The sequence below is a fragment of the Enterococcus sp. RTP21361st1_A6_RTP21361_211029 genome (genome assembly GCF_040910045.1).
GTDB lineage: Bacteria > Bacillota > Bacilli > Lactobacillales > Enterococcaceae > Enterococcus_D > Enterococcus_D gallinarum.
The window spans coordinates 1-17,438 of the sequence record NZ_JBDGBK010000067.1 but is presented as its reverse complement, the minus strand read 5'-3'; the positions used below and the strand labels follow the sequence as shown (position 1 = coordinate 17,438).

Annotated in this window: 21 protein-coding genes and 1 other annotated feature; of the genes, 7 read left to right on the top strand and 14 right to left on the bottom strand. The window is 39.8% G+C overall.

Going from position 1 to position 17,438, the window contains the following annotated elements:
* Positions 1 to 221: 221 nt before the first annotated feature.
* The 4 genes from rplL to rplK form a co-directional block, all read right to left on the bottom strand.
* On the bottom strand, positions 222 to 593 hold the full coding sequence (gene rplL / locus AB5Z52_RS11835) for a 50S ribosomal protein L7/L12 (protein ID WP_003127081.1): 372 nt from the start codon (positions 591 to 593) through the stop codon (positions 222 to 224).
* A gap of 55 nt (positions 594 to 648) precedes the next feature.
* Complete coding sequence (gene rplJ, locus AB5Z52_RS11830; protein WP_003127079.1) at positions 649 to 1,149, bottom strand: 50S ribosomal protein L10; 501 nt, start codon at positions 1,147 to 1,149, stop codon at positions 649 to 651.
* 74 nt (positions 1,150 to 1,223) lie between these two features.
* Positions 1,224 to 1,350 (bottom strand) — a sequence feature (ribosomal protein L10 leader region).
* A gap of 61 nt (positions 1,351 to 1,411) precedes the next feature.
* The gene (gene rplA, locus AB5Z52_RS11825; RefSeq protein WP_003127078.1) at positions 1,412 to 2,101 is read right to left on the bottom strand and encodes a 50S ribosomal protein L1; all 690 of its coding nucleotides are present in this window, start codon (positions 2,099 to 2,101) and stop codon (positions 1,412 to 1,414) included.
* 104 nt (positions 2,102 to 2,205) lie between these two features.
* The gene (gene rplK / locus AB5Z52_RS11820; RefSeq protein WP_003127077.1) at positions 2,206 to 2,628 is read right to left on the bottom strand and encodes a 50S ribosomal protein L11; all 423 of its coding nucleotides are present in this window, start codon (positions 2,626 to 2,628) and stop codon (positions 2,206 to 2,208) included.
* A 300-nt stretch (positions 2,629 to 2,928) separates the two neighbouring features.
* On the opposite strand from rplK, the gene sdaAB reads away from it, so the two are divergent.
* Entirely contained in the window at positions 2,929 to 3,594 is a 666-nt protein-coding gene (gene sdaAB, locus AB5Z52_RS11815; RefSeq protein ID WP_021151063.1) for an L-serine ammonia-lyase, iron-sulfur-dependent subunit beta, read from the top strand.
* Between the two features lie 13 nt (positions 3,595 to 3,607).
* Entirely contained in the window at positions 3,608 to 4,483 is an 876-nt protein-coding gene (gene sdaAA, locus AB5Z52_RS11810) for an L-serine ammonia-lyase, iron-sulfur-dependent, subunit alpha (RefSeq protein ID WP_003127075.1), read from the top strand.
* A 199-nt stretch (positions 4,484 to 4,682) separates the two neighbouring features.
* Here the strand turns inward: sdaAA and AB5Z52_RS11805 are convergent, their stop codons facing one another.
* The 5 genes from AB5Z52_RS11805 to rpmG form a co-directional block, all read right to left on the bottom strand.
* Positions 4,683 to 5,591, bottom strand: coding sequence for an alpha/beta hydrolase (locus AB5Z52_RS11805; RefSeq protein WP_003127074.1), 909 nt, complete (start codon positions 5,589 to 5,591; stop codon positions 4,683 to 4,685).
* A gap of 115 nt (positions 5,592 to 5,706) precedes the next feature.
* Positions 5,707 to 7,059, bottom strand: a complete 1,353-nt coding sequence (locus AB5Z52_RS11800) for a DUF1576 domain-containing protein (protein ID WP_003127072.1) — start codon at positions 7,057 to 7,059, stop codon at positions 5,707 to 5,709.
* Between the two features lie 127 nt (positions 7,060 to 7,186).
* Positions 7,187 to 7,729 carry a transcription termination/antitermination protein NusG gene (gene nusG / locus AB5Z52_RS11795; RefSeq protein WP_003127071.1) on the bottom strand — a complete coding sequence of 181 codons (543 nt, stop codon included), beginning with the start codon at positions 7,727 to 7,729 and terminating at the stop codon, positions 7,187 to 7,189.
* 121 nt (positions 7,730 to 7,850) lie between these two features.
* Positions 7,851 to 8,021: a preprotein translocase subunit SecE gene (gene secE / locus AB5Z52_RS11790; RefSeq protein WP_003127070.1), complete on the bottom strand. Its 171-nt coding sequence runs from the start codon at positions 8,019 to 8,021 to the stop codon at positions 7,851 to 7,853.
* Positions 8,022 to 8,033: 12 nt separating this feature from the next.
* Entirely contained in the window at positions 8,034 to 8,186 is a 153-nt protein-coding gene (gene rpmG / locus AB5Z52_RS11785; RefSeq protein ID WP_005472365.1) for a 50S ribosomal protein L33, read from the bottom strand.
* 157 nt (positions 8,187 to 8,343) lie between these two features.
* On the opposite strand from rpmG, the gene cbpA reads away from it, so the two are divergent.
* Positions 8,344 to 8,982: a cyclic di-AMP binding protein CbpA gene (gene cbpA, locus AB5Z52_RS11780; protein WP_003127068.1), complete on the top strand. Its 639-nt coding sequence runs from the start codon at positions 8,344 to 8,346 to the stop codon at positions 8,980 to 8,982.
* A gap of 92 nt (positions 8,983 to 9,074) precedes the next feature.
* On the opposite strand, the gene AB5Z52_RS11775 is transcribed toward cbpA, so the two are convergent.
* Positions 9,075 to 9,584: a QueT transporter family protein gene (locus AB5Z52_RS11775; RefSeq protein ID WP_041119234.1), complete on the bottom strand. Its 510-nt coding sequence runs from the start codon at positions 9,582 to 9,584 to the stop codon at positions 9,075 to 9,077.
* Positions 9,585 to 10,172: 588 nt separating this feature from the next.
* Here AB5Z52_RS11775 and AB5Z52_RS11770 point away from each other — a divergent pair.
* Together AB5Z52_RS11770 and AB5Z52_RS11765 are read left to right on the top strand one after the other, a co-directional pair.
* Positions 10,173 to 10,526, top strand: coding sequence for a YxeA family protein (locus AB5Z52_RS11770; protein ID WP_041119112.1), 354 nt, complete (start codon positions 10,173 to 10,175; stop codon positions 10,524 to 10,526).
* A 597-nt stretch (positions 10,527 to 11,123) separates the two neighbouring features.
* Complete coding sequence (locus AB5Z52_RS11765) at positions 11,124 to 12,092, top strand: diacylglycerol kinase family protein (protein ID WP_003127064.1); 969 nt, start codon at positions 11,124 to 11,126, stop codon at positions 12,090 to 12,092.
* A gap of 60 nt (positions 12,093 to 12,152) precedes the next feature.
* On the opposite strand, the gene AB5Z52_RS11760 is transcribed toward AB5Z52_RS11765, so the two are convergent.
* From AB5Z52_RS11760 to AB5Z52_RS11750, 3 genes are read right to left on the bottom strand one after another with little or no spacing between them, the layout of a single operon-like run.
* Entirely contained in the window at positions 12,153 to 13,316 is a 1,164-nt protein-coding gene (locus AB5Z52_RS11760) for an ABC transporter permease (protein WP_086269248.1), read from the bottom strand.
* Entirely contained in the window at positions 13,303 to 14,469 is a 1,167-nt protein-coding gene (locus tag AB5Z52_RS11755; RefSeq protein ID WP_041119106.1) for an ABC transporter permease, read from the bottom strand. The genes AB5Z52_RS11760 and AB5Z52_RS11755 overlap by 14 nt, the downstream gene beginning before the upstream one ends.
* 10 nt (positions 14,470 to 14,479) lie before the next feature.
* Positions 14,480 to 15,412, bottom strand: coding sequence for an ABC transporter ATP-binding protein (locus tag AB5Z52_RS11750; protein ID WP_288551408.1), 933 nt, complete (start codon positions 15,410 to 15,412; stop codon positions 14,480 to 14,482).
* A 175-nt stretch (positions 15,413 to 15,587) separates the two neighbouring features.
* Between AB5Z52_RS11750 and AB5Z52_RS11745 the strand changes: the two genes are divergently transcribed.
* Together AB5Z52_RS11745 and AB5Z52_RS11740 are read left to right on the top strand one after the other, a co-directional pair.
* On the top strand, positions 15,588 to 16,604 hold the full coding sequence (locus tag AB5Z52_RS11745) for a sensor histidine kinase (RefSeq protein ID WP_227173376.1): 1,017 nt from the start codon (positions 15,588 to 15,590) through the stop codon (positions 16,602 to 16,604).
* Positions 16,601 to 17,221, top strand: coding sequence for a response regulator transcription factor (locus tag AB5Z52_RS11740; RefSeq protein WP_005472357.1), 621 nt, complete (start codon positions 16,601 to 16,603; stop codon positions 17,219 to 17,221). The genes AB5Z52_RS11745 and AB5Z52_RS11740 overlap by 4 nt, the downstream gene beginning before the upstream one ends.
* A gap of 49 nt (positions 17,222 to 17,270) precedes the next feature.
* Here AB5Z52_RS11740 and AB5Z52_RS11735 read toward each other — a convergent pair.
* Positions 17,271 to 17,438 (bottom strand): cold-shock protein (locus AB5Z52_RS11735; RefSeq protein WP_368266925.1); only part of this gene is annotated, 168 nt, incomplete at its 5' end.

The following is a 17,438-nucleotide window of genomic DNA, read 5'->3' as shown; positions in this document are numbered from 1 at the left end:
CATTATAAGTGCTCCTTCGTTTTCAAGACAGCGTTAGAGGTTCGGCAAAATTTGCCGAACCTTATATGTTTTTTATAAAAAGTCCTCGACGCCTCAACAAAAATACGGATCACTAATAGTAAGACAGCGTCATTTTCTCAAACTGAAATTAGAATCATAAACAAAAAAAGAGCTAGAACCCTTACTTAAAAGGAATTCTAGCTCAAAAAAATCAAAAATGATTATTTAACTGTTACTGAAGCGCCAACTTCTTCTAAAGCAGCTTTCAATGCTTCAGCTTCGTCTTTAGAGATGCCTTCTTTAACTGCTGAAGGAGCTCCGTCAACTACAGCTTTAGCTTCTTTCAAGCCTAAACCAGTTGCTTCACGAACTGCTTTGATAACTTTAACTTTTTGGTCGCCAGCTGCAGTCAATTCTACAGTGAATTCAGTTTGTTCTTCAGCAGCACCAGCGTCGCCAGCTCCACCAGCTACAGCTACAGGAGCAGCAGCAGATACGCCAAATTCTTCTTCGATAGCTTTAATTAAGTCGTTTAATTCTAAGATTGTCGCGCCTTTTAGCTCTTCGACAATGTTTTCAATGTTCAATGCCATTTTGTTTTCCTCCATTTAATTAGATAGTTTAGTTTATAGTGTGATTATGCGGCAATTAAGCTGCATCTTCTTCTTTTTCGGCCACTGCTTTGACAGCGTAAGCCACGTTGCGGATAGGTGCTTGTAGCACAGACAGCAACATTGAAAGAAGTCCTTCGCGGTTTGGCAATTTTGCCAATGCTGTGATTTCTTCCAAAGAAGAAACTTTGCCTTCGATGATACCGCCTTTGATTTCTAATGCTTTAGCCTCTTTAGCAAAATCGTTCATGATTTTTGCAGGTGCGACAACGTCTTCGTTACTGAACGCTACAGCAGTCGGGCCAGTGAATACTTCACCAAGACCTTCTAGACCAGCTTGTTCAGCAGCACGTGAAAGGATAGAATTTTTGATAACTTTCATTTCAACGTTTGCGTCGCGTAATTGTTTACGTAGACGAGTTACTTCGTCAACAGTCAATCCACGGTAGTCAACGACTACTACAGATGCGGCTGCTTTGAATTTTTCACTCACTTCATCCACAATTGCGGCTTTTTTAGCGATAGCTGCTTCACTCATTTTAAATTTCACCTCCTGATTTTGATGGAAGAGTTTCAAGAAAACATTTCTGTCTTCATTTGTCTTTATCAAGAGATAAAAACAAAAAAACTCTATGCCACCGTAGACATAGAGGGACTATTGAAGTTTCTCAATAAACGTCCTCGGTAGGAAATTAAGACTGACGTCACCTACTGTCTTCGGTACAGTTAAACTTTTAACCTTGACTACCTTACCATAGATAAGGCAGCCAAGTCAACAAAAGTTTTGTTTTTTATTCAAATTAGAAAGAAGCTTGATCTACATGGATACCAGGTCCGAAAGTTGTCGTTACAGAAATGTTTTTCATGTATTGACCTTTCGCTGCAGATGGTTTAGCTTTTACTAAAGTTTCGTGGATTGTTTTGAAGTTTTCAACTAATTTGTCATCTTCAAATGAAACTTTACCGATTGGTACATGAACGTTACCAGCTTTGTCAACACGGTAAGTCACTTTACCAGCTTTTACTTCGTTAACAGCTTTTGTTACGTCCATTGTAACTGTACCAGTTTTAGGGTTTGGCATTAAACCTTTAGGACCTAAAACACGACCAAGTTTACCGACAGTTGCCATCATATCTGGTGTTGCAACAACAACATCAAAATCGAACCATCCGCCTTGGATTTTTTGAACCATGTCATCGTCTCCAACGAAATCAGCACCAGCTGCTTCTGCTTCTTTGGCTTTTTCACCTTTCGCAAAAACTAACACTGTTTGTGTTTTACCAGTACCGTTTGGTAGTACGACCGCACCACGGATTTGTTGGTCCGCTTTTTTAGGATCGACATTTAGTTTGTAAGCAACTTCAACCGTTGCGTCGAATTTTGCAATATTTGTTTCTTTTGCCAAAGCTACTGCTTCTTCAACTGAATAAGCTTTTGCAGCGTCAACTTTTTTCAATGCTTCTTGCATTTTTTTGCTTTTTTTAGCCATTTTGTTTCCTCCTTGATGTGGTTATAACGGTAGAACCTCCCACGTGTCCCATATTTTTCAATATAGAGCCGACTGAGAAGCTACTTCCTTAGGGTCTGTAAAAATTATTCTACAGTGATCCCCATGCTTCGTGCAGTTCCTTCAACCATGCGCATAGCTGCTTCAACGTCAGCTGCGTTTAGGTCTTCCATTTTCAATTCAGCGATTTCTTTTACTTGATCGCGTGAAACTTTTGCAACTTTGTTTTTGTTTGGTTCGCCTGAACCTTTTTCAACGTTTGCTGCTTTTTTCAACAATACTGCTGCTGGTGGTGTTTTTGTAACGAATGTGAATGAACGGTCTTCGTATACAGAGATCACTACTGGAATGATCAAGCCTGCTTGATCAGCTGTACGTGCATTGAATTCTTTTGTGAATCCCATGATATTGATACCCGCTTGACCTAGTGCAGGACCTACTGGCGGAGCTGGTGTTGCTTTACCTGCAGGAATTTGCAATTTAACGATTTTTTCTACTTTTTTTGCCACGAGACATACCTCCTTGAGTCCGTGATGTGGTTAATTGGAGATCCATATTTCTCCTCCCACTTTAGTGAATCATGTGCGCACACAAAAAACGTGTGAATAATGCACACTGAGATATTATAGCATCTCAAAAGAAATTTGCAAGAACTCTTAGCGAATTTTTTTGCTTTTTATGGAGAAAATCGGTAAAACAAAAAAAAAGATTAAAAAAATCCCATACAGTTCCACTCATTGCTCTATTTCTCCATATTTTATGCTAAACTACATCTGGATTTCTCCCATCAATTAAATGAGGTGAATAGAATGGAACCTTTAAAATACCGAAGTGTCTTTGATATTATTGGACCAATTATGGTTGGACCCAGCAGTTCCCATACCGCAGGTGCTGCTCGAATTGGCAAAATCGTGCGCCACATCTTTGGCGAACAGCCTGACAGTGTCGATATCCTTTTGTATGAGTCCTTCGCGAAAACTTATCGCGGCCACGGAACAGATATTGCACTTGTCGGCGGTTTGTTAGGAATGGAGCCCGATGATCAGCGCCTTGCTGACTCATTAAAGTTAGCCTATGAGCAAGGTCTAGAAGTACTCTTTGTTCCGAAAAACGAAAAAGCCGAACATCCGAATATGGTCAAAATGATTTTAAAAAAAGGTGACCGCAAAATGTCCGTTACCGGCATTTCAATCGGCGGTGGGAATATACAAATTTCTGAATTGAATGGTTTTAAAATCTCATTGACTTTAGGTACCCCTACCTATGTCATCGTTCATCAAGATGTTCCCGGAATGATCGCACGTGTCACGAATCTACTTTCTGAGGCACAAATCAATATTGGTACGATGACTGTTACCCGAGAGTCCAAAGGAGAAAAAGCCATTATGATCATTGAAGTGGATGAACGAAATGATCAATTGGCACAACAAATCAAAGCACTGCCCCACGTTTATAGTGCGGCTTATTTCGATTAAAGGAGGATTCGTCATGTTTTATACGATTGAAGATCTTGTTCTTCAAAGCAAAAATTATGCATCGATTGCAGAGATGATGATTGCGGTCGAATGCGAAAACTCAGGGCGCACTCGCGAGCAAGTCATTGCACTAATGGACAAAAACCTGACGGTCATGGAACAATCCGTTGCCGAGGGCGTTGCTGGAGTGACCTCTGTGACGGGATTAACCGGTGGCGATGCCACACGAATGAATGATTATATACAGGCTGGTGATTTTCTAAGTGGTGAGACGATCTTGCAAGCCGTTCAAAATGCCATTGCTGTCAATGAAGTCAATGCCAAAATGGGATTGATTTGTGCCACTCCTACGGCTGGGAGTGCCGGTGTTGTCTCTGGTGTGCTGATGGCTGTTCGCGATCGTTTGCAGCTGTCTCGTTCTCAACAAATCGATTTCCTCTTTACTGCCGGAGCCTTCGGACTAGTCATTGCGAACAATGCTTCGATATCCGGAGCAGAAGGCGGTTGTCAAGCAGAGGTTGGTTCTGCCAGTGCCATGGCAGCAGCAGCCCTCGTCTGTGCTAAGGGTGGGAGCGGACATCAAGCTGCTCAAGCAGTAGCCATTACACTAAAGAATATGATGGGATTGATTTGTGATCCTGTCGCTGGGTTAGTCGAAGTTCCTTGCGTGAAGCGAAATGCTCTCGGTTCCTCACAAGCATTTATTTCTGCTGATATGGCTTTAGCAGGAATCGAAAGTGTGATTCCTCCGGATGAGGTCGTCCACGCGATGTACCAAGTAGGACGGCAAATGCCAAGTATTTTTAAAGAAACAGCCGAGGGCGGGTTGGCCACAACGCCTACAGCACAACGTCTACAAGCGCAAATTTTAGATGCCGCTGAACACTAAAAGATGTAAGAGTCTCAAAAAATAACATATCCGAATGATCATTAGATAGCTCCCGCGGCTCTGCAGGTCCTCGTTACCTATGCACGAGAAGAATAAGCGATCTCCGATCATTCGGATATTTTTGTCTATTTGCTACTACTAAAAAAAACAGATAGAACTTATATCATAGTTATTCTTACAGCTTTTTGACGACTATCAGTTATTTCTCCCATAAAAAAGCAGCAATATCTTCATCTACTTCTTGATTTTCATGCAGCTGACTATGCTGTGCCTGTGATCCTTTAATGATTTTTTCAGTCACAGAATAGCCATTCGCTGCCAATAAGTGGTTGATCGCCAAGGCACTTGTGGTCGGCACAGTGCCGTCCGATAGCTCTTCATCAGATAATTGCCCAGCAATCAGCTCAATCGGGAGTCGATGCCCCCCTTGCTTCAATAGTCCTTGAAATTCCTGGTAGCGTGGAGAAGCCTCCGTTGGTCCGTTTGTCACTAAATCAGTGATAGTCTGCCGTGAACTCGTATCAATAAATTCATTGAAAGGCGCCCCGATCGCTATAAATTTAGCTACTTTTGGCAATGCGGGATCCAGTGCTTCAGCCCCAGCTGCACTCAGCTCTCCAAATGTTGTGAGATAGCGAAAACCACTAACTCCCCCCATGGAATGTCCGACTAAATTTACTTGCTCTATTCCTTCCTTTTTCAGATAAAGCAACGCTTGTCGGATCCATTCTGCTTGATTCCATTCATTATTTTGATTGTCAGCGAACAAGACCTGAATGGTTGGATTTACAGCTTTTTTAGAAAGCACTCCTTCCGTTGAAACTGTCCCATCTGGTGAAATTGTTAGAACCATTTCATTGCTCACCCAATCTTTTTGGGCAAAACGCTGTATCATCCCTCCAAATGATGCGGGACCTCCTTGATAACCATGAATAAAAAGTGTTGGCGTGGTCGTTTTCTGAACGGGTTCGGTGGTTGATGTTTCTGCCGAAACAGTCGTTGTCTCCGTTGGCTTCTGTGTACTTTTTTGTGCTGAAACATTTGAGTGAGTTGCTGCTTGACAGCCGCTAAGCAAAACAACCAGACATAAAAATAGCCATTTTTTCATTTACAGTCCCTCCAAATCGGGTCTAGTATAATCCCTTTTGAAACAAGAAACAAGCAATAGCTAATGTTTACTCTTTATTCAAGAACACTTCATTCTTTACTCGTTGCTTGATAGGTTACCTTTTCTTTGCCTCCGGACTGTTTCTTCCGTTTAAAAATCGAGGTGTCCGCGATTTGTGAAAAAAATCGAGCAATGGAATGATCATCATCGCAACGAGCCCTCCGGAAAAACCATTATTGTACAGATTCAATCCACCATGAAGCACATCGATATTCAAAACCATCGACGTATGAATGAATCCCACGATCATCCCCCCTTTCCACCCGTAAGCATTAGTCACCGCACAGAGCATCATTGCAAAAATAGCCGCTGTAACGGTTACTGTTTCAGTCATTGCGTAGATATTCATTGTATTTGCTAATAGCACACCGGCAAATAAGGGCAGCGCGTTAAAGACATGGGCACCACAAGCAGAAAAACCAATGACACAAAACATCGCACCTGCAATGGGACCATTGAGGTTGACACCTAGTATACTCACATAACTCATTAACAGCAATCCCATTAACCCCATATTAATCATCGTATTATAAACGCCACTTTCACGTAAAATATCGTATTCGATTTTGCCGCTATGAGACCATATTGCCCGCATGTTCAACCGCTTGCGTTTAACAGCCATTGCTAACCCATAGCCAATCATTAATAAAGACAGCGACACCATCATAATAATCAGTGGAAGATTGGAGCCTTTAGAAACGATTGCTCGCAATTCGATATCAAAACCAAACATTCGGCAAATTCCTGCAACCATCGTACACAACATGCCAGAAGTAAAGCCGGCACTATAGATACTGACTTTTTTAAATAATGCTTGAAAATGCAGTGCTAAAGGAACCATGATCAATCCAGTCAAAACACCGATCAAATAACCGATGAAGCTACCGAAATAAGCTGGAAGTGAGTCATTGAATGCAAAAAAACTAACGATGGGTGAAACGGAGGAACTGTACAAAGCAATGAGAAGATATTTTTTGAGGGGTTGATTCATTAAATAGGAATAGAGACGAACACCTAAGAAGATTGGAATAAAATTGAACAGATTTTTGCCAAACAAACCATACCCCGTAACCATGAAGACGGCTGATATCATTCCTCCAGTAACCGGAACTCGGTAATGGTAACAGACCGCGATCGCAACAAAAGTCATGATCGACGCATTGAACAGTGCGCCACCTACAGAAGTCAGCGCAACGTAATCCGTTACTAAATGGCTTTCCGAGAACATGATTGTAAGCATTTCACGAAACACTTTTTGAGGTTCCATAAAGATCACGGCAGAAAGCAGCAAAAACAAATTAAAAGCAAACAACAAACTATAACCATTATGTACGGAAATCACACCTCTTTTTTCCAAATGTTGGTCAAAAAAATGGCGTTGACAAATCGATGCGAGAATTTTCTTCATAGGACCCCCTTTTTTATAAAACGCTTTCTTTTCGTGAGATAAAAACAGCGGGCCAATAACGGTCCGCTATCACCAATTTTCAATTTTATTTTACCTTATTTTGACAAAAAACACTACAGTTTTATACTTAGATTTTATCTACTTGTTCAAAATCCAATTCTGTACTTGTTTCTCGACCAAACATATCAATATTGACTTTTAATTTTTGTTTTTCTTCGTCGATCTCAGCGACTTGTCCTTCTAATCCAGAGAATGCACCTTCGATGATTTTAACTGTTTCACCAATCTCCACTTCCAATTCAACTGTTCGAGTGCTCATACCGATTGAACGTAAGATAGAGTTGATTTCTTCTTGTAAAAGCGGAGCTGGTTTGCTTCCTGCTCCATGAGAGCCGACAAACCCAGTCACTCCTGGTGTATTACGAACAACATACCATGATTGATCCGTCATGACCATTTCGACGAGGACATAACCTGGAAAAGTTTTGTGAACGATCTCTTTCTTTTTCCCATTCTTTTCTTCCGTTTCGACTTCTTCTGGTACGACAACACGAAAGATGTAATCGCCCATCCCCATGCTTTGCGCCCGTGATTCCAAGTTCGCTTTCACCTTGTTTTCATAGCCGGAGTAAGTATGCAAGACATACCAATTTTTTTCAAAAGATTCCATTGTATTCGGTCTCCCTATCTTTTTGTAAAATAAAAAAACCTCAGTTGCACCGAAGTTTTTCCTCGAATCAATTATACCACGATTTGTTTTACTTGACTAGTTGCTGATAATCCAGCAGCATTTATTTCAAAATCAAATCAAAAACAGTTTGAATCAGCGTATCCATCACAAAAAACATCACTGCAAAAATAATTGTCGTTTGGATCACAACAAAAGTATCTCTGCGTAATTGCTTTCTTGATGGCCAAGAAACATTTTTCATTTCAGCAAAAACATTTTTCATAAAGTTCATCAAGATTCCTCCTTACTTCGTTTCACGATGTAGCGTGTATTGATTGCAGTATTTGCAAAATTTGTTAATTTCAAGGCGATCGCCTTTTTTTCCTTCACTGACTGATTTCGAATAGTTGCGGGATCCGCAGACAGAACAAGCCAAAGCTGCTTTTTTTGTTGCCATTTCTGATGTCCTCCCCCTTTATACAAAGTTTTCCAAAGTTAAAAATACCATTTTTCAGTGAAAGTGTCAATTTTAGATTTTGACACGCAAAAATATAGTTTCCGCTGATTTTATGGTATTATAGAGATGTGAATTGGGTATTTGGGAGGGAATTGTTATGTTACTAAAAACAATGGTTTACAAAAAACGCGACTTAACTACGATTAAAGAAACAGCTACTTTAGAAGAAGCCTTGGAAATTTTAGAAGATTCTGGCTATCGCTGTGTACCGATCTTAGATGAATCCGGCAAAATCTTCCGGGGAAACATCTATAAAATGCACATCTATCGTCACAAATCGAATGGTGGAGATATGACATTACCAGTGACACACCTGCTTAAAAACGCGACAAAATTTATTTATGTCAATTCTTCATTTTTTAAAGTCTTTTTCACGATCAAAGAGTTGCCATACATTGCCGTATTAGATGAAAACAATGAGTTCTATGGGATTTTGACCCACAGTTCATTATTGAATATGCTGTCTCAATCTTGGAATGTCGAACAAGGAAGCTACGTGCTGACTATCGCATCAACTGGCACACAAGGCGATTTAGCGATCATTTCAAAAATCATCGCGAAATACAGCAGTATTGCCAGCTGTATCACATTGGACATCGGCAAGGATGAATTTATTCGTCGGACATTAATTACTTTACCAGCGAATACGTCAAAAGAGCTGTGCGATAAGATCATTTATCAGTTAGAGGCAAAAAACTTCAAAGTTGTTGAAATTGAAGATTTGAATGCAGAATAACAAAAAAGATCATCTCTACCAAAACCTACGGTAAAGATGATCTTTTTTTATTTGTTTTTTGGGAACCATCAAAGCAAAAAACAAATGATTGATTAAAATCGCTTATCGAAGCGAACACCTGTATTCACGATATACATTATAGGCGCTGTGATTGTCATGATAATCAACTCACTTAGCGCTGTTGTACCAAAGGTCGCCCAAAATGGTAATGCGAGAGTCAGATGCAGCATGATTGCAATCAAGAACATGCTCAACGAGAAGAAAATCGTATTAAGCGCTAAACGGACAAAGACATTCGGAACTTTCTTCTGCAATAGCGCCGTTGCTGACAATGCAAGCAAGGTTTGGCCTCCACCAAAGACGACGTCCAAAATTCCCATACCAAAAAATAAATTGTACAATACAACTCCGCCAAAAACACCCCACATCAGTTTTCTGTTAAAGACTACCAGATGATTCAGCCCTTCTGAGACACGAAATTGAATGGCAACAGAAGCCACTGGGGCGACTAAGACTGTCACTGCAACATACAGTGCCATGATCAAACCGTTCGCGACGACAACTCGCAACCGCTGGTTTGATAAAGTGGATGATTTATCCATTTGATCCCTTCTTTCTCCGAGTTTTGATTACGCGGGATGGTTGATGAACCGCGATGCGTTACGCACAAATAATTATTATACAGAAGATTACTGATTTATCAAGCTTACATTATTGATTTGGTTCTTATTGATTTCCATTGTCCAATTAAATTGGAGAATTCATGTGGATGTTTTGTGGATGAAAGTCTAAAAAACTAATTTTCCCCCAAGCTGTTCTTCAGTAACAAGGTCGTACAATCTCCTTCTAAAGCAACCCACTTGTCAAATAGCAAAGTGTTAAAATCAACAAAAAAGAAAGAGGAACGATCTATCTATCAGCGAGGCTAAAAAAGATACCGGAAATGACTAGAATATTTTAAATACATAACCATTAAAACGGTGGTTCTGCTTTGAATAGGAATCTTCCAGCAAAACAGGCAGGCCAAAGACGAGCATTGAGTATTTATTTGCTCGCAATTCATTCTGTTCTTCTTCTCCTACTAATTCTCATTGTCCTCCTTACAATTTTGTTCGCTTATTCTCAGCCTTTAGTTTGATTTATTTCATTATTCATAGATGTAATCTATTCCTCGAAAGGAATGATTTTATATGAAAAAACTATTATCTTTTACTGTAGTAACCCTTCTTCTGATGGGTGGAGGCTGGTTCTGGTATGAGCAATCTTATGGAACGACAGATTACTACACTAAGATAACTTCGAAAGGTGAACGTGTTTCGATTGGTAGAGGTAGCGGGAGAGAACACTTTAGATACAAGTACAACTTAGCTAGCTATACATCAGACAATAATGAAAAAGATGTGTCTTTTAATTCCTATGGAGACAAGCCACTAAAAGAGAATGCATACCTTGTATTACATGTAAATAATCATAAAGGAGTAATGGGATGGGATGAAGTCTCGCCTAATGATGTTCCATCAGCTATATTGAATAAACTTGGATAAAGAACTCAAAGAGACGGACATCCGTCTCTTTATTCGTCAAACCAACTTCATGTAAACTTGATGTCTGTGAATCGTTCAATTGTTCATTTTTCTCTAAGTTCCTGTTTGCTTATGAGGGGAATCGTACACCTTCATTGTTCATCGACTTAATGGCTAATAAGTTCAAGAGTGCTATCTTTTGATATCTTTAAATTTATCTAAAGATAGTGACAAAGACCATGTAAGCGGTTGCTTCTATCCGTTTTCGTGCTATACTATAAGTGTAAGGAGCAAGGATTCCCAGTAAAGCAGACGATGAAGGATCTGCAAGAAAAGAATTGTTGTCAACTTAGAAAAACAGACAAAGGATGTGGGAATTTGAGTTACTCCTTACTAATTGAATAGGATTCGGCGAATGTGAGCAATACGGATGTGATCATAGTGGACATAAGAACCTTAGATCACAAAAACAACAGCGAAAATAGTAGCTTGTTGTTACGTACCTTTCGTCGAATCTATTTTTTTGTCAAAAAATAGTTAAGCATCACTAGCCAAACTTGTCAGCAATCGTGCTATAATAAACAGCATTGATTTTAGATTAGATGGAGCATTTATTGTATGAAATATTATTATCATTTTGTTGTTAACCCTGAAGCAGGCAGTGGACGTGGCCTAAAAGTAGCCAAAAAAATTGAAGCAATCGTCAAGAAGCGGCGTTTTCCCCATCAGTTCTACTATACAGAATATGCCGGGCAAGAACAGGAACTTACTACTTCTTTACTGGCACAAGTATTGTTGCCATGGGATGACATCTATCGAGAAAATTCAGAAATGCTTTACCCCTTACTGGTGGTGATCGGTGGCGATGGCACCTTACATCAAGTAGTTTCCTCCCTTCAAGAATCAGAAAAAAATATTCCACTAGGCTACATTCCGGCAGGATCAGGGAATGACTTTGCCAGAGGAATGCGTTTACCTAAGGAACCAGAGCAAGTATTTTGGAAAATCGCTGGGACCGCTACTCCTCAATCGGTTACGATCATCAAGTATCATGATCAAATCCAAGATGAAACTGGGTTCGCAATCAACAATATCGGTATTGGATTAGATGCATCGATCGTTTACGCAGCAAATCATTCTGCTGCGAAATCAAACTTAAACAAGTTCAATTTAGGTTCATTTGCCTACTTGTCTGCAGTAGTGAATGTCTTATTCCGGCAAAAAGGATTTCCCATCCTGGTAGAAACCAATGGGAAACAATTGAATTTTACAAAGGCTTTCTTGTGCACAACGACAAATCACCCCTACTTCGGTGGCGGTGTGGCGATCGCACCTACAGCAAACCTCAACGAAGATAAGATCGATTTCGTTCTCGTTGAGCGAGTCGCTTTGTTCAAAATTTTTTGGCTTTTAGCCTTACTAACCCGCAAGAAACAAATGAGATCTCGCTACTTCCATCATTTATCTACGAATAAGCTCCGAATCGTCTCCACAGTACCACAGCATGGTCAAGAAGACGGCGAAGAAATGGGTAAGCGGCCATTTGATATCACCATAACCACTACCAAACAATTGATATGGAGTTAGAAATAGTGAGATTAGAAAAATGATGCAGCTGTTGAGTCAGCGGCATCATTTTTTTATGACTCATGCAACCCTTTTTTGATTAAACCAGCGGCTGTCTTTTTTCAAAACGAACTGTATTATCAAAAAGGCACAGGCAAATAAGACCAATATCAAGCAGTTCAACCAGAATTTCGTAATGAAATCCGCATTCACAGAGAGGGTGTTCCCAATCAATTGATTGTTTTGTACAAACCAATAAGTCGGTGTAAAAGAAGCGATCTTACTAATAAAGTCTGGTAAAAAATCTGATGAAACAAAAACTCCCCCTAAAAAACAGCTTCCCATAATATACACATTCGAAATTCCATTCAACGCCTCACTATTTTTGACAAATGACGTAATACACGTTGAAAATGTGACAATCGGCAAGAAAAAACACAAAAGATTAATCACTAGATAGCCGGTCATGACGGACCACGTGCTACGAGTAAATAGGAGTAATCCCGCTGTAAAACAACTAGTCAGAAGCAGTGAATACCCCAACATACCAATAGAAACGGCTCGGTTCAACCGCCGTGTTGATAAAGGAGATACTTGATTGCGATTCCGGATTTCTTTCCGATTGAACACTAGATTGACCACGCCATAGCCACTAAAAATAGAAAGAAACAAACCGTAAGCAAGTGCATTGAATACTAAGCTGCCGAATTGCTGGTTCATCCGTTCACTGTATCCACGACTAATCGTTACTTCGCCATTTGCGGCCAAAGTAGATTGCGTATTTTTCAATGCCTCTTCCCTATTGCCAGTTACATGATAAAAAGCCGTATAAGTCGACAAAAAGGTATCTACTTGCCCTTCAATCAATGTTTTAGCAAAAGCATCGGGACGAGATTGTGCATCGATTGCTGACGGTACACCTGCTTCAATATTCGTAGTAAAATCTTTAGGCAAAAATAAAACATAGTCGATTTTTCCAAAATACAGCGCATCATCAATCGATTTTTGGCTCTTATCAGACAATTCCACAACCGTTTGTTCTTCTTTTAAATAGTCAATCAGTGCTTTACTTAATGCGGAGTTGTCTTCTGTAACAATGGTCATTGTCCCCCGATCCAATTTTGCATCCGGTGCTGCTGTATTTTGCGCATAGAAGAAGGTGATGATCACAGTTACAATGACTGCAATCAACAAATTTGTTTTGTTCGCTTTTAAAATTTTCAAAACGGCTTTATACAGCGACATACTGAACCCTCCTTTCAAACATTAGATTACTAAAGGCTAAGATAACCATAAAGGCTACTAACCAGAAAAGATTCAAATAGAAATCCTCTAGTGAGCGATAAAAATAGAGCTGATAGAAACTCTCACTAATTAAGTTGACAAGATTCAGTTTTCCTAGCACCGGAATGTGCAGATCGATCCAGTATTTGATGTCTTGGGAGCCCATCATACCAGCAAAAAAACTCATCGCCATTGTAACAGCCACACCCAATCCTTCTTTTTGTGCCAGCCCCATATTAGGAAACAAATTCCCAACCAAATTTCCTAATAATAATGCATTCAATGCACCAAAAGCGGATAGGACGAATAACCACTGCCAGCGGTTTCCGAAGTCGACTTGATAAATAAAATGAAAAACACTTAGAATCACTAAAACTTCTAAGAAAAATATCGTGAATCCAGCAAGGATATTTGCTGAAAAAACCAACAATCGGTTTCGGGGGATGACCGAAAGGCGAATCCCTTTGGATGACTGATTTGCTTGCTGGTCTTGGGCGTTTCTGACCCCCCACATGAATCCATACAAAATAGCCATTCCCACCAAGGTAAAGAAATAAAAACTTTTGATACTCATGTTTCTAGTCTGATTTTCTTGCTGAACAAAAGATTCTCCAACTAGAAAAGATGTGAGCTGGTCTTCTGTCAAAGTAGAGTCAATTGCCACCAACTTATTGGCCAGGTCAGTATTTTGTAAAAATCGGTCCATCATGTTTTTTAGAATGGTTTGAGAAAGACCGGTACGTGCAATAGCCAATTGGATCGATGACTGTTCAAAGGAATAATATCCAGCAAGATCCCCTGCATCTAATCGTTTTTCAGCCTCTTGAGGAGAGACTTCTTGTAGTGAAAACAATGGTTCTCCACCAGATTTTGTTTGCTTCAAAACATTCATAAATGCGACTTGCTGAGTCAGTTGTCCCTCATTTGTTTTCTGATTTTGTTCTTCTTTGATAATCCCAACGGGAATCGTCTCGATCGTTCCAGCTTGATCAATCTCGCTAAATGCTACAGAAAACATCAACCCTAATAAAATCGGGAAGATCAATGTCCAAAATAGTAAGGAATTATTACGAACTAAAACGTTCAAGCGATACCGATATAAGTGTCCAAACATAATCTCCCTCCTAGTCTCTTAATTCTTTACCGGTAATTTCCAGAAATACATCGTTTAATGTTGCTTCTCCTGTGTGAATCTTAGTAAATGCGATATGTTCATCCTCAAAATAGCTTAGTACTGGTAAAAGAATCTCTTTCATCTTTTTGGCTGTGATCGTCAAACGCTCTTTATCATAGGCAGTTTCAAGAACTTGAGGCAATGACTTGATAAATTCGATCGCTGTATCTGGAAGTAAAGGGATATCAATCACAAGATTTTCCGTACTTCGAACCATGTCCTTCAACTCTTCTTTTGTTCCTTTCGCGATGACTTGTCCCTGATCCATGATCACAATCTGATCACAAAGTATTTCGACTTCCTCCATATAATGAGTCGTATAAACAATTGTTGCACCTTGCTGATTCAACTTTTTGATACTGTCCAAAATTTTGTTCCGACTTTGGGGATCCACGGCAACAGTTGGTTCATCAAGAAAAATCAGTTGTGGTTTATGGGCAATGCCACAAGCAATGTTTAAACGCCGTTTCAAGCCACCACTTAATTGTTTTGGATAGAATCCTTTGAACTCTTCTAATCCCACAAGCGAAATGACTTCCTCGATCAATAGTTTCTGCTTCTTCTTGTCAGCAACATACAGACCACAGAAGTAATCAACATTGTCGTAGACAGTCAACTCTTCAAATACAGCGATATCTTGCGGAACGACGCCAATTTTTTGCTTTATTTCATAACTTGTCGGTGACATTTTTTCCCCAAACAATTTAATAGTCCCTTTATCAAAAGATAATAAGGACAACATACAGTTGATAGCTGTTGATTTGCCGCTTCCATTAGGTCCTAAAAGCCCGAGAACTTCACCTTCCCTGACTTGCAAATTAAAATGATTCAATGCGAGAAAATCACCATAACGTTTTACCAAGTTATCAATTTCAATAATCATCGAAAAAACTCCTTTCCAAACACTTCTTATTCTGACTATAATAAAAAGCGAAAAGAATAACTAGTGAGGATACGCCAAAACAAAAATGACATTTGTCATTATTTAGGAGCCAGATATGAATAAACCATTGTCGATTAATGAGGTTGTTTTTTATTTTCTTCTCTGTGGAGGGCTAATGTCCCTGAATGGCTTCCAAGCCCTAGACTTAATCTATCTTTTGACAACAATCATCTTAAGTGGTCTCTGTCTGCTATTCAAAAAAGGAACGTGGCTGGCATTGGGCATTTTGATAGGTCTTAGTTTGGTTTGGCCAATTTATAGCTATTTTTTCCCATGCGTCTTTCGTTCAGCCCAGATTGGTGAAAAGCAAGAAAAGATCCTCCTGCTCATTCTTTGTATACTCTTATTTTCCTTGGTTCCTTCTTGGCCGATACGGATTATACTGATGCTTTTGGTCTACTCTGCTTCTTACTTGCGAAACGATAGTTTTGAATTTCATTCGTTACAAAAAAAATTCAACTCGACTCAAGATGCCAATTGGGAAAATGAGAGCCGATTGCGTGAGCAAAACGACTACCTTAAAAGCTCTCAAGAAACAGAAGTCGCCTTACAGATCGCTGAAGAGCGGAATCGAATCGCTCGTGATATCCATGATAATGTTGGTCATCTGCTTTCAAGTGCCATCTTACAATTAGGTGCCATTCAAGCAATTAATCAAAATAAGCAACTTCACTTACCATTGGATCAATTGAACCGAACCATGAACTTGGGTATGGACCGCATCCGAGAAAGTGTTCACGATTTACATCATCACTCGCTTCCTTTTCCACAAGCATTAGATCTTTTGCTATCAGACTTTCAATTTTGTACAGTTGAGGTAATAGGAACACCGCCAAGTATTCTCTCTCAAACACAACAAACTGTCCTAATCACGATCATAAAAGAAGCCTTGACCAACGTCATGAAGCACAGTCAAGCAACAAAAGTGACTTGCGATTTTAAACAACTACCTGCTTTTCATCGATTACAAATCAAGAATGACAAACCAAAGGATAGGCTCAATCACACCCACGGGATCGGTTTGCAGACGATGCGCCAGCGAATCAACCAGGTAAACGGACAACTCCATGCCCTTGAAAAAGAGAATTTATTTCAACTTACGATTATTTTACCTAAGGAGGAGGACCAATGATCCAAGTAGTAATCATCGATGACGATCCCCTAGTTACCGCATCATTAAAAACCATCTTGGAAGTTTCAAACGAAATTGAGGTAACAGGCATTGGTCATTGTGCCAAAGAAGCAGTTGCATTGTACGAAGAAAGAAAACCTGCGATTATACTAACAGATATTCGGATGCCCGATGGGACTGGATTAGATGCTGCTCGCAAGATTTTAACCCGGGATCCGAATGCCGTCATTTTACTCTTAACTACTTTTGATGATGATGCCTATATACGAGAAGCTTTGGATCTCGGAGTCAAAGGCTATCTCATCAAGCAAAATCTTTCGGCTATTGTACCCTCTATCAAAGCTGCATACAATGGCCAAGCAGTGTTTGGCGCTGAAATCGTCACGAAGTTTCCTACACTGTTAAAAAATAATGACTCTTATTTGACTACTCATTTCTCAGAACGAGAAAAAATGATCTTGAAGGAAATTGCCACTGGAAAAAACAATAAAGAAATTGCGCAAGCGTTGTTTCTCAGCGAAGGAACGGTCCGCAATTATATCAGTAAGTTATTAGAAAAATTAGAACTTCGGGATCGTACCCAGTTAGCCATTTATTATTACCAGCATTTACAATAAAAAACACGTAAGAGGCAATCTCCTCTTACGCGTTTTTTTGATTTCAGCCTTAAATGCTTCCTGAACTATTCGGATTGGTTGGGTTAGTTGGATTTGTGTTTGGTGCCCAAACTGGCGGAACTTTGTCTAATTTTTTCTCTAACCCGGTTTCCTCTCCTTGCTCGTTTTCGGCATCTGGACTTTCATCAAGTTTGTATTCTGTCTCCAACTCATCCCA

Excerpts from the sequence above, each read along its gene's own strand:
- rplL (WP_003127081.1), bottom strand. The coding sequence starts at position 593 with ATGGCATTGAACATTGAAAACATTGTCGAAGAGCTAAAAGGCGCGACA.
- rplJ (WP_003127079.1), bottom strand. The coding sequence starts at position 1,149 with ATGAGTGAAGCAGCTATCGCTAAAAAAGCCGCAATTGTGGATGAAGTG.
- rplA (WP_003127078.1), bottom strand. The coding sequence starts at position 2,101 with ATGGCTAAAAAAAGCAAAAAAATGCAAGAAGCATTGAAAAAAGTTGAC.
- sdaAB (WP_021151063.1), top strand. The coding sequence starts at position 2,929 with ATGGAACCTTTAAAATACCGAAGTGTCTTTGATATTATTGGACCAATT.
- sdaAA (WP_003127075.1), top strand. The coding sequence starts at position 3,608 with ATGTTTTATACGATTGAAGATCTTGTTCTTCAAAGCAAAAATTATGCA.
- AB5Z52_RS11805 (WP_003127074.1), bottom strand. The coding sequence starts at position 5,591 with ATGAAAAAATGGCTATTTTTATGTCTGGTTGTTTTGCTTAGCGGCTGT.
- AB5Z52_RS11800 (WP_003127072.1), bottom strand. The coding sequence starts at position 7,059 with ATGAAGAAAATTCTCGCATCGATTTGTCAACGCCATTTTTTTGACCAA.
- nusG (WP_003127071.1), bottom strand. The coding sequence starts at position 7,729 with ATGGAATCTTTTGAAAAAAATTGGTATGTCTTGCATACTTACTCCGGC.
- secE (WP_003127070.1), bottom strand. The coding sequence starts at position 8,021 with ATGAACTTTATGAAAAATGTTTTTGCTGAAATGAAAAATGTTTCTTGG.
- rpmG (WP_005472365.1), bottom strand. The coding sequence starts at position 8,186 with ATGGCAACAAAAAAAGCAGCTTTGGCTTGTTCTGTCTGCGGATCCCGC.
- cbpA (WP_003127068.1), top strand. The coding sequence starts at position 8,344 with ATGTTACTAAAAACAATGGTTTACAAAAAACGCGACTTAACTACGATT.
- AB5Z52_RS11775 (WP_041119234.1), bottom strand. The coding sequence starts at position 9,584 with ATGGATAAATCATCCACTTTATCAAACCAGCGGTTGCGAGTTGTCGTC.
- AB5Z52_RS11770 (WP_041119112.1), top strand. The coding sequence starts at position 10,173 with ATGAAAAAACTATTATCTTTTACTGTAGTAACCCTTCTTCTGATGGGT.
- AB5Z52_RS11765 (WP_003127064.1), top strand. The coding sequence starts at position 11,124 with ATGAAATATTATTATCATTTTGTTGTTAACCCTGAAGCAGGCAGTGGA.
- AB5Z52_RS11760 (WP_086269248.1), bottom strand. The coding sequence starts at position 13,316 with ATGTCGCTGTATAAAGCCGTTTTGAAAATTTTAAAAGCGAACAAAACA.
- AB5Z52_RS11755 (WP_041119106.1), bottom strand. The coding sequence starts at position 14,469 with ATGTTTGGACACTTATATCGGTATCGCTTGAACGTTTTAGTTCGTAAT.
- AB5Z52_RS11750 (WP_288551408.1), bottom strand. The coding sequence starts at position 15,412 with ATGATTATTGAAATTGATAACTTGGTAAAACGTTATGGTGATTTTCTC.
- AB5Z52_RS11745 (WP_227173376.1), top strand. The coding sequence starts at position 15,588 with ATGTCCCTGAATGGCTTCCAAGCCCTAGACTTAATCTATCTTTTGACA.
- AB5Z52_RS11740 (WP_005472357.1), top strand. The coding sequence starts at position 16,601 with ATGATCCAAGTAGTAATCATCGATGACGATCCCCTAGTTACCGCATCA.